This is a genomic window from Marixanthomonas spongiae (genome assembly GCF_003095375.1).
GTDB lineage: Bacteria > Bacteroidota > Bacteroidia > Flavobacteriales > Flavobacteriaceae > Marixanthomonas > Marixanthomonas spongiae.
Window position 1 is genome coordinate 109,914 of record NZ_QEHR01000006.1, and the last position, 10,521, is coordinate 120,434.

Annotated in this window: 13 protein-coding genes; 5 read left to right on the plus strand and 8 right to left on the minus strand. The window is 41.7% G+C overall.

Annotation, left to right across the window (positions count from 1 at the left end; genetic code table 11):
• Positions 1-16: 16 nt before the first annotated feature.
• The 4 genes from DDV96_RS10185 (at position 17) to DDV96_RS10200 (ending at position 2,916) form a co-directional block, all read left to right on the plus strand.
• Positions 17-1,156 (plus strand): Mrp/NBP35 family ATP-binding protein, encoded by a 1,140-nt coding sequence (locus tag DDV96_RS10185; RefSeq protein ID WP_116694669.1) that lies wholly within the window; start codon positions 17-19, stop codon positions 1,154-1,156.
• A gap of 1 nt (position 1,157) precedes the next feature.
• Positions 1,158-1,397 carry a NifU family protein gene (locus DDV96_RS10190; protein ID WP_116694670.1) on the plus strand — a complete coding sequence of 80 codons (240 nt, stop codon included), beginning with the start codon at positions 1,158-1,160 and terminating at the stop codon, positions 1,395-1,397.
• 69 nt (positions 1,398-1,466) lie between these two features.
• A complete protein-coding gene (locus tag DDV96_RS10195) occupies positions 1,467-2,519 on the plus strand; it encodes an NAD(P)/FAD-dependent oxidoreductase (protein ID WP_116694671.1) in 1,053 nt (350 codons plus the stop codon).
• A gap of 67 nt (positions 2,520-2,586) precedes the next feature.
• A complete protein-coding gene (locus DDV96_RS10200) occupies positions 2,587-2,916 on the plus strand; it encodes a 2Fe-2S iron-sulfur cluster-binding family protein (protein ID WP_116694672.1) in 330 nt (109 codons plus the stop codon).
• 188 nt (positions 2,917-3,104) lie between these two features.
• Here DDV96_RS10200 and DDV96_RS10205 read toward each other — a convergent pair whose 3' ends face one another.
• The 8 genes from DDV96_RS10205 to DDV96_RS10240 all read right to left on the minus strand — a co-directional run bounded on the left by DDV96_RS10205 (position 3,105) and on the right by DDV96_RS10240 (position 9,558).
• Positions 3,105-3,812, minus strand: a complete 708-nt coding sequence (locus DDV96_RS10205) for an SGNH/GDSL hydrolase family protein (RefSeq protein ID WP_116694673.1) — start codon at positions 3,810-3,812, stop codon at positions 3,105-3,107.
• 111 nt (positions 3,813-3,923) lie between these two features.
• Positions 3,924-4,820 carry a metallophosphoesterase gene (locus DDV96_RS10210; protein ID WP_116694674.1) on the minus strand — a complete coding sequence of 299 codons (897 nt, stop codon included), beginning with the start codon at positions 4,818-4,820 and terminating at the stop codon, positions 3,924-3,926.
• A 34-nt stretch (positions 4,821-4,854) separates the two neighbouring features.
• Positions 4,855-5,634, minus strand: a complete 780-nt coding sequence (locus DDV96_RS10215) for a DUF3050 domain-containing protein (RefSeq protein ID WP_116694675.1) — start codon at positions 5,632-5,634, stop codon at positions 4,855-4,857.
• Positions 5,635-5,708: 74 nt separating this feature from the next.
• Positions 5,709-6,383, minus strand: coding sequence for a hypothetical protein (locus tag DDV96_RS10220; RefSeq protein WP_116694676.1), 675 nt, complete (start codon positions 6,381-6,383; stop codon positions 5,709-5,711).
• Entirely contained in the window at positions 6,383-7,561 is a 1,179-nt protein-coding gene (locus DDV96_RS10225) for an acyl-CoA dehydrogenase family protein (protein WP_116694677.1), read from the minus strand. The genes DDV96_RS10220 and DDV96_RS10225 overlap by 1 nt, the downstream gene beginning before the upstream one ends.
• A 50-nt stretch (positions 7,562-7,611) precedes the next feature.
• Positions 7,612-8,352 carry a tRNA1(Val) (adenine(37)-N6)-methyltransferase gene (locus DDV96_RS10230; protein ID WP_116694678.1) on the minus strand — a complete coding sequence of 247 codons (741 nt, stop codon included), beginning with the start codon at positions 8,350-8,352 and terminating at the stop codon, positions 7,612-7,614.
• Between the two features lie 115 nt (positions 8,353-8,467).
• Positions 8,468-8,992 (minus strand): ribosome maturation factor RimM, encoded by a 525-nt coding sequence (rimM, locus tag DDV96_RS10235; protein ID WP_116694679.1) that lies wholly within the window; start codon positions 8,990-8,992, stop codon positions 8,468-8,470.
• 14 nt (positions 8,993-9,006) lie between these two features.
• Positions 9,007-9,558 (minus strand): 30S ribosomal protein S16, encoded by a 552-nt coding sequence (locus DDV96_RS10240; protein WP_116694680.1) that lies wholly within the window; start codon positions 9,556-9,558, stop codon positions 9,007-9,009.
• Between the two features lie 421 nt (positions 9,559-9,979).
• On the opposite strand from DDV96_RS10240, the gene DDV96_RS10245 reads away from it, so the two are divergent.
• On the plus strand, positions 9,980-10,429 hold the full coding sequence (locus DDV96_RS10245; RefSeq protein WP_116694681.1) for a ferritin-like domain-containing protein: 450 nt from the start codon (positions 9,980-9,982) through the stop codon (positions 10,427-10,429).
• Positions 10,430-10,521: the final 92 nt, after the last annotated feature.

Below are 10,521 nucleotides of genomic sequence, written 5' to 3' on the forward strand. Positions count from 1 at the left end.
AAATGTATTGACGATAATGAAATTGAACAAAAAAGACATACTTAAGGCACTGGAAACCATATCCGTTGCCGGTGAAGGAAAAAACATGGTGGAAAGCGGGGCCGTTAAAAACGTCGTAACATTTGCCGATGAGGTGATTGTTGACATTACCCTTTCAACCCCAGCGTTGCACATTAAAAAAAGAGCCGAAGCCGATATTGTTAAAACCATTCAGGAAAAAATCAATGCCGATGCTAAGGTTCAGGTTAACATAAAAGTAGAAGCCCCTGCCCAAAAACAAAATCCAAACTTGATAAAAGGGAAACCCATTCCGGGAATCCAGAATATCGTAGCGGTGGCTTCTGGTAAAGGCGGCGTAGGTAAATCTACCGTCACGGCAAACTTGGCGGTCACGCTTTCAAAAATGGGCTTTAAGGTAGGTATTCTGGATGCCGATATTTATGGGCCGTCTATCCCCATTATGTTCGATGTGGCCATGGAAAAACCGCTTTCGGTAAAAGTGGATGGTAAAAGTAAAATGAAACCCATAGAAAACTATGGCGTTAAAATACTTTCCATCGGGTTTTTCACAAAACCAGACCAAGCCGTTATTTGGCGAGGGCCAATGGCAGCCAAAGCCTTGAACCAACTTATTTTTGATGCCGATTGGGGCGAACTGGATTTCTTGTTGGTCGATCTGCCCCCAGGAACGGGCGATATCCACTTGAGCATCATGCAATCCCTGCCATTAACAGGTTCAGTTGTGGTAAGTACCCCGCAAAATGTGGCTTTGGCCGACGCGCGTAAAGGTGTCGCTATGTTCCAACAGGAAAATATACAAGTGCCCGTATTGGGAATAATAGAAAATATGGCGTATTTTACCCCCGAAGAGCTACCGGAAAACAAGTATTACATCTTCGGAAAAGAAGGCGCCAAAAACCTTGCAGAAGATTTGGACATTCCTTTCTTGGGAGGTGTGCCTTTGGTACAGAGCATCCGGGAATCTGGCGATGTAGGCCGTCCGGCAGCTTTACAAACAGCCACCCCTACCGAGGAGGCTTTTGAGCAAGTAACCAAAAACGTGGTGGAGCAAACGGTACGCCGTAACGAAAATCTCCCCCCAACCGAAGCCATTAAAATTACGACTATGGCCGGTTGCAGTGCCGTTAAAAAATAATATGAAAGAACAAGAATTAAAATTGAAAGTAGAAGATGCTTTAGAAGAAATACGACCATTTCTTCAAAGCGATGGTGGGGATATTTCCCTTGTTTCCATAGACGATGGCAAAAAAGTCGTGGTTCGCCTAGAAGGTGCCTGCGTAGGCTGTACCGTAAACCAAATGACCTTGAAAAGCGGTGTGGAAATGACCATTAAAAAACATGCCCCGCAAATTGAACAAGTGATAAATGTGGAATAAATTGATTTTTGTCAGTTTATAAAACCTAAATCAGCTCTACTTTTACAGAATTAAAGACGAAATGGATTCATGATAAAAACAGATATTTTGATTATCGGTGCTGGCCCTACGGGGCTTTTCACTGTGTTTGAGGCCGGATTGTTGAAACTGAAATGCCATTTAATCGATGCGTTGCCGCAACCCGGCGGGCAGTGTGCCGAAATCTATCCCAAAAAGCCCATTTACGATATCCCTGCTTTCCCTGAAATATTGGCCGGCGATTTGGTAGATAACTTAATGAAACAAATTGAACCGTTTCAACCCGGTTTTACCTTAGGCGAAAGAGCACAAACCATAGAAAAACAAGACGATGACACCTTTATCGTCACTACAAATAAAGGAACGAAACACCACGCCCCCGTTGTGGCCATTGCTGGCGGATTGGGAAGCTTTGAACCGCGAAAACCGCCTATCACGGGTATTTCAGACTATGAAGATAAAGGGGTGGAATACATTATACGTGATCCTGAAATGTACCGCGATAAAAACGTCGTCATCGCCGGAGGGGGCGATTCCGCATTGGACTGGAGCATCTTCTTGACCGATGTCGCATCCAGTGTAACTTTGGTGCATCGTAGAAATGAGTTCCGTGGTGCCTTGGACAGTGTAGAAAAAGTGCAAGAGCTGAAAAACCTGGGCAAAATAGAGTTGATAACCCCAGCCGAAGTCATAGATGTGCATGGAAAAGAACACGTGGAGGGCGTTTCCATAAAACGGGGAGCCGATGTGTTCAATAGGGAATGTGATCACTTTATTCCGTTGTTTGGTTTGGCACCAAAACTTGGTCCTATCGCAGATTGGGGATTGGAAATTGAAAAAAACGCCATTAAAGTAGATAACACGCTAGATTACCAGACCAATATTCCAGGCATTTACGCTATTGGGGATGTCAATACCTATCCTGGAAAGTTAAAATTGATTCTCTGTGGTTTCCACGAAGCAACACTGATGTGCCAAAGTGCGTACCAACGTATTTTCCCAGACAAACGCTATGTTATGAAATATACCACCGTAGGAGGCGTGGAAGGATTTGACGGAAGTAAAAAACAAGCCCCCAAAGCTGTTGTAAAAGCAATAAATTAAAAGAATTAATTGTCTATCCTGCAAGGTTTTTAAAACCTTGTTGGTATATGCTATTTTCATATAAAGAATGCAAGACATAAAAATAACCATAATCGACCGCGAAGGCAAAACCCATATTGTTGACGCGCCAACCGATATGAACATGAACCTTATGGAAGTGATACGGTCGTATGAGTTGGCTCCTGAAGGAACCATCGGTGTCTGCGGCGGCATGGCGATGTGCGCTTCGTGCCAGTGTTACGTGCAAAGCGATCACGAACTGCCCGAAATGAGCTACGATGAAGACTTAATGCTCGCCGAGGCCTTTCACGTTAAGGATAACAGTCGTTTGGGCTGTCAAATACACATTCATTCAGAATTGGACGGTTTAAAGGTGGAATTGGCCCCGGAAAGTTAGTCTCAGTCATCTCGACCCGAGGGAGCGATCACATCCCAGTTGTAACGCACTACTTGTCATTTTGATCCCGAAGTTTCGGGAGAGAAATCGCACCTGCTATTCACACTCTACTTTTCAATTGCTTCTTTTTAATTATCATTTTGGTTGAATGAGGTGTGTGATTCCTTGTCGTGCCTCAGTCGGAATAACTAATCTTTTAAAATATTAATTGCTTTTGCATGCAGTAATTTCACAAACTGCTCATACGCTTCTTTTGACGGGTGCAATCCATCTGAAGCGACCAAACTTTCATCGGCCAATCCTTTTCTTGTAATTGGGGTAATATTTACAAAAGCAACACCTTTTTGTTCTGAAATTTTTTCCGCAAAAGCATTGTACCGGTTTAATTCTTCTGAAATTTTAGGTGTATTATCCTTTGTCTGTCCGAATGGGGTAAACGCATAATCGGGAATGGAAACCACAATCACATGGTCTTTATTACCGCTAGCTAACTGAATGGCTTTGTCTAATAGTTCAGGAAATTCTTTTTCGTAAACTGAAAACGGCATCCCTTGATATTGATTATTAACGCCAATCAATAGCGTTACTAAATCGTAATTGCTTGCTGGTTCTTGTGGGGCAATTGCGTTTAACAAATCGGTGGTGGTCCAGCCGGTTTTGGCAATTATTTTCAAATTACCATTTTTATTTAACCTCCCGTCAAGCCCTTTTTTTAACTGCTCTGGAAATCTACAGGTGTCACAAACACTTTCGCCAATGGTGTAACTATCACCAAGAGCTAAGTACTTATAGTTCGAATTGATGTTATTGTTTTGAATAGTTTTATTTTGTGCGGAACAACTCAGAAATAGAAAAGAAATTGCCGATAAAGTAAAAATCAAAATTGTTTTCTTCATAATGTTTTGTTTACATGTTTTTAAAATTTCCCAGCATCCAGCACTTCGACCAGAACAGGCATCTCTCTTTTTTGATATTTGTGATTTTTAAATTTGTAAATTCCACTTGGGTTATTCAGTACTATAATTAGCTATTTTTTTAGGTCCTTCCAGCAGCAGACGGACTACTTTTAGCGTTCCGTCTTCGGTGGTTGAAATGTTCCATTTTATCAATGCAATCTTGCCGTTTTCTATTTCCAAACCAGTGATGCTTCGGGGGTGTACGCAACTACCGTCATTAAAATAGGCAATGTCGCCCGGTTCGGGAAAACGCGGACGGTGGGTGTGGCCGGTTATAGTAAATAAGTTATCGTGGTCAATAATCCACTTTTTGGTACGTCGTTCTACTTTTATGAGTTCTTTATAGTTTCGGGCCGGGCTTGTGGGATCACCAATGCCAAAAACCTGCAAGGGCCGCCAAATAGCGCGTACCAAAAACCGATTGAGTTTCCATCCGTGATAATTCAACCAATCGGCTTGGTGGCCGTGGAGCATGAAAATCTCTTGCTTGGTTTCTTCGTGTTCTAGAATGAGCCCTTCGGTAAAGGTTATTTCAGGAAAAAGCGGATCGTCGTTTCCCGTAACTTTATTGAAATAACTGAAGAGGTTTTTCTCCACATATTTTTGGTTTTTATACACCATATCGTGGTTGCCAATTAGGCGGTACAATCTATTTTCGGCATAAAATTTCCGAAGCAGTTCAAATACGTTTTGGTGGGCTTCAAATACAGATTGAAACGTGCGGTTTTCCCACAGTTCGTCTCCATCGCCCAATTCGCAGTAGGTAAAACCTTCTTTATAATAATGTTTTAAGGCGTGAAAGTAAATATTTCGATTGTTGGCAAATTCATCGGCAAAACTGTTGTCGCCCCGGTGGCAATCACTAAAGATGATAAATTTTGAATCGTCGTTAAAAGAAATACGCCGCGCGGTTTTGTAGGCTTTCGTAATTCTTTTTTGAGAGGACATTCGTTATTTCTTTTTCTAAAGATACAATTAGCAATTAATGTTGCGCGAATTTGTCGTTTAAAATTTCAGACAGCACCCCTTCCCACAACTGTTCTCTTGCCTGTAGGGACTGTACGATGGTTCGTTCGGCTTCGCGCCATTTTTTGCCGTCCTTACCACAGAGGCTTTTAAGTACTTGCAAGGGCATAGCCCCGTATTTGCTTTTTTCCAATTCAATATTGCGGTCAAAATAATAGTCCAACCCCCTTAAATCTTCCTCTGGAATGTTTTGCTGAATTTTTTTGATAGTTTCAGAAAACTGCTCCGGAATAATATTTTTTCTTCCAAAGGTAAAAGCGGCTGCTGTTTTATGGGGCTCGTTTTCTTCAAGTATCATAAAAGTGTATCTCAAGAATTCTTTAACGGCTTTAGGCACATCAGATTGTTTAATCGCTTCGGAAATAGAAGTGTATTCCAACCGCTCTAAAAAATCAATAATTGGACGTGTGTTGGCCTTTGCTTTTTTCATAGCGTCGAGGTACATTTCAAAATGGCTTTGGCAATCGCCCTGAATATTGATATCGGTTTCTTTAACTAACACTATTTCATTGATTAAATAACGCGTTTCGGGATCACCTTTAGGAGTCCAAGGGATAGTTGTGCACGTTAAATTGTTTTGCAACGATTTTAACAATGACATACCATCCCACACGGCAAACACGTGGTGTTCCGTAAAGGTTTTAAGGTGTTTGGCCGTTTTTAGTTCACTGTACAGCGGATGGTGGAGCAAGGTATCGCGGTACGGCTGTATTCGCTTGTTGATCTGGGCAATCATAGGTTTCTTTTTCAAGAAAACAAAAAGGCACCGCAAGTATTGCAGTGCCTGTTATAAAAGATTGTTAATAGTGGTTATTGAGCGATTAACTCTTTACCGTGAAACGGGCAAAAGTGCCATTTACCAGAATGCATAGCGTTATCTACAGGGCAAACTTTTTCTTTTAGAAGTTTAGATAATGGCAAATCGACCTCTTTGGTAAAATCGGCCAAAGTGATGGTCAAATTGTCATTGCCGGTAGCCTTAATGGGCAGTACGGTTTTTGAGCTGCTGTCTTGCATCAATACAAAATGCATGTTTTCGCCCATGGTACCGAACAAATTGGCCATCATAGGCTGCATAGCCGAAAGAAAATTTAAGAGATCCGAAGGTATTTCTTCTTTCTGTACAGGCTTCAAGTCGGTGTTTTTGTAACGTACCTTCAGTTCTTTTAAAATTGCTTCTAAAGGTTCATAGGTAATACCGCCAAAATAGCCAATTTTACCTTTTACAATGGCAAATAATTCGTATCCTTCAAATAACGCTTTGAGGGCTTGAATATCTGCTTCGGAAGAAGAGCCGTCTTGTAAAAATGAAATTTCCCAGAATTCCGTGGGTATCCACCAAACCAGTTCCATCGCATCGGGATGATCGTTACTGAACTGGGTTTCGCCCAACAGTCCATCGATGCTTACGTTTGTTAAATCCTTTTCTTGAGAATAAACAGAGACGCTGCTCACTAAAAGCAGAATTATAAGGAGTTTTCTCATTATTTAAAAGCATTTTCGCCCGTAATATCCAAGCCGGTTATCAACAAATGGATGTCGTGCGTGCCTTCGTAAGTGATGACGCTTTCAAGGTTCATCATATGGCGCATAATGCTGTATTCGCCAGTGATGCCCATTCCGCCTAATATTTGTCTGGCTTCACGCGCAATTTTCAATGCCATATCCACATTGTTGCGTTTTGCCATCGATATTTGGGCTGAGGTGGCTTTCCCTTCATTTTTCAACTGTCCTAATCGAAGCGCTAACAATTGTGCTTTGGTGATTTCGGTAATCATTTCGGCCAATTTTTTCTGTTGCAATTGAAATGCTGCAATAGGTTTTCCGAACTGAACACGCTCCTTTGCATACCGTAAGGCCGTATCGTAGCAGTCCATGGCCGCCCCGATGGTTCCCCAAGAAATTCCGTAGCGGGCAGAATCCAGACAACCTAACGGTGCGCCTAAACCGCTTTTATTGGGCAGTAAGTTTTCTTTGGGCACTTTTACGTCTTGAAAAAGCAACTCGCCGGTTGCACTGGCACGCAAGGACCATTTATTGTGCGTTTCCGGTGTGGTGAACCCTTCCATACCGCGTTCTACCAGCAAACCGTGAATGCGGCCTTCTTCATTTTTTGCCCAGACTACGGCAACATCACAAAATGGGGAGTTTGAAATCCATAGTTTGGCGCCATTCAATAAGTAGTGATCGCCTTTGTCTTTAAAATTGGTAACCATCCCACCAGGGTTGCTACCGTGATCGGGTTCTGTAAGGCCAAAGGACCCCATCCACTCACCGGTGGCTAATTTTGGCAAATATTTTTTACGCTGTTCTTCGGTACCGTATTTCCAAATAGGATACATAACCAACGAAGATTGTACGGAAGCAGTAGAGCGAACGCCACTGTCGCCCCGTTCAATTTCTTGCATAATGAGGCCGTAGCTTATTTGGTCTAATCCGGCACCGCCGTATTCTTCAGGAATATAGGGGCCAAAAGCGCCAATCTCGGCAAGGCCCGGGATAATCGATTTTGGAAATTCGGCCTTTTGGGCTGCCTCTTCGATAATGGGCGATACGTCACGTTTTACCCAATCACGCGCAGCATCGCGGATGAGTTTGTGCTCTTCGGTTAATAAATCGTCGATATTATAATAATCTGGAGCTTCAAATAAGTCTGGTTTCATGATTTTGTGAATTTAAGGAATACAAATGTAAAAATCACGGGTCTAACCTCCTACATTTTCAAGTAAAAATCGCGCACCAACTTTTTATAGGCTTCAGTATAATTATGGCGGCTTATTTCAATCGTGAGCTGTTCAATTTTAGGAGTCGTTTCAGTAAATGAAAACTCCAAAAGACTGCGTTTTTCTTCGGAAGTTTCTGTACCGCGAACCCTGCAAATACGGTTGACAAAAAGTCCTTTAGCTGAAGCCAATTCAATGAAGCCTTTTTCTTCTTTCTTCGGAATTATGGTAGAGAAAATGCCTGTTTCAGAAAGCAAAGCGGAAACACTTGCTACTAAATCCTCAAAAGGCATGGCATCATTGAACCGCGCCAATTTTCGGGATGCAGAAATTTTTTTCTCATCCTTTGGGAGAGATGCCGAAGGCAGAGGGGCGTCATAAAACGGTGGATTGGATACAATTAAATCGTATTTATCATCAATTTCAGAAACAAACTCCTCCAACGAAGCGTGATAACAAAACAACCGATCGCTCCAAGATGAGTTTTCAAAATTCTCCACACATTGCTCATATGCGTTTTCGTCAATTTCAATGGCGTCGATTAATTCGGCAACGCTTCGTTGTGCCAGTTGCAACGCGATGATACCGGTACCGGCGCCAATATCCAAAATAGAGGAGGGATGATTTTTTAGTGAAGCCCATGCACCTACCAACACACCATCGGTGCCAATTTTCATTTCACAACGATCTTGCTCAATGGTGAATTGCTTAAAATGGAAAGGCTTGCTCACGGTTGGTTAATTTGAATTGTTTTATAATAAAGGTAGAAGATTTTGGACTATAGAATAGAACATAGATTGGGCGGCAACGTGTTTCGAGGAACGAGAAAAGTATGAAAATCACAAATTAAAGATACAGCTCAATTAACCCTTCCGGAGCGGTAATGCGAATGTCTTTCTTTTCCCGATCTACTTTTTCAATTAAATCGTCATTGATAGGGATTAACACTTGTTTCCCATCGCGCTCAATTTCAAAAAGGGCTTGTGCGGTAGTGTCGTTTATTCCAGCTATGGTCCCTACGAGTCCAAAATGGGTGTCGGTAACGGTAAAACCAATTACTTCGTGAAAGTAAAATTTGTTGCCACTTAATTTGGGCAACATGGTTAAAGGCAGGTACAATGCGTCCCCTAATAGGTTGTCGGCATCGGCTTCGGTTTTAACGTCTTCAAATTGAATGCGCAACAATGTAGATTTGTGCAAGGAAAGCGATTCAATAAAAAATGGAATCAGGTTTTTGTTGTGTTCAACAAAAACCGATTCCATTTCCAAAAATTGTTCGGGGTCGTCTGTGTCCAGTTTGGCCAACAACTCCCCTTTAAAGCTGTATTTTTTAACGATCTTGCCTAAGTAGAAACAAGCTGACTTTTGCATCGTTAGGCTACGCTTTATTCTTCTTCCTTAGAAGCTTTTTCGCCTTTAGCTTCGGCTGCTTTGGCTTCCGCTTCGGCTTTTGCCTTGGCTTCTTCTTCAGCTTTTGCTTCCTCTTCGGCCGCTTTGGCTTCGGCGAGGCGAGCTTCGGTAATCGCTTTTTCGGCAGCTAAGGCTTCGGCTTTCGCTTTTTCTTCGGCTTCAGAAAGCTTGGTGCGTTTTCCTTCTACTTTCTTGGCTTTTTCTTCTAACCAAGCGTTGAATTTCTTTTCGGCTTCTTCTTCGGTCAAGGCTCCTTTCCGAACGCCACCGGCAAGGTGGTTTTTAAGCAAAGCCCCTTTGTACGAAAGGATGGCCCGTGCCGTATCGGTTGGTTGCGCTCCGTTTTGAAGCCAGTTTACAGCACCGTCCACATCCAGTTCAATGTGGGCAGGGTTAACGTTTGGATTGTAAATACCAATTTTTTCAAGGTATCTACCATCTCTTTTCACTCGGCTGTCCGCCGCAACGATCCAGTAAAAGGGTTTTCCTTTTTTACCGTGTCTCTGTAATCTAATTTTTAAAGGCATGTTAATTAATTTTTGAGGTTCCCGACCCCGGTTATAATTTTTATGAAATCCTTTTTAATTGTGGCTTCAGCCCTTTTTAAAAAGATAGGTTCAACAACTCCCCCAACAGTCGTTTGAGGTGCCGTTTCAAACCTATTCCGTTTTTACGGACGGCAAAAATACAACATTTTTTGTTTGAAAGTCAACCCAATGCGCCTTTTTTGTCTCTTTTCTGAAATTTTAATCCATTCAATATTTTTTCTTCAACATTTAAAAATACCAAAAACTCCTTGTAATCTCGTGAAAACCCAATGACTGCAAGGGTTAAACTCTGTTAAATTGTTTTAAGGTTGGGTTAATTGTTCGTTTAAATAAGTTTCAGTTCCTATATTAAGTTTAGTTGAAATTATTAAAAAGTGCAATTAATTTAAAATATACCATTATGGAATATACTGAAGACATATCAAAACGTGTAAACGATTTGCTGGAAAAAAATTACGATGCCGAAAAAGGCTACAAAAAAGCAGCTGAGATTGTTGACAATGCTAAGCTAAAAGAGTTTTTTAAAGAGCAGGCCCAAAACCGATACGATTTTGGACACCAACTTAAAAGTGAAATAAAAAACTTTGGCGAAGATCCCGATAAAGGCGGAAGCACAAAAGGCTCTATGCATCGAACGTGGATGGACATTAGAAGTACTTTTACATCCAATGACGAAAAAGCTATTCTAAAAGAAGTGGAACGTGGCGAAGAAGCTGCCGTTGAGGAATATAACGAAGTGATCAATGATACCACTTTGCCCCCAACGACCAAGGATATTTTAACAAAACAACGCAACAATGTGCAGACCACGTTGCAGAATGCCAAAAATTTTGAAACAGTGTTGTCTTAAAACAACGCGCTGTGAAAAAGAAGAGAGGCCGGTTTTTTGCCGGTCTTTTTTTATGTTGATAAACGCTAAAAACTCCCTGCAGATTTCATGGT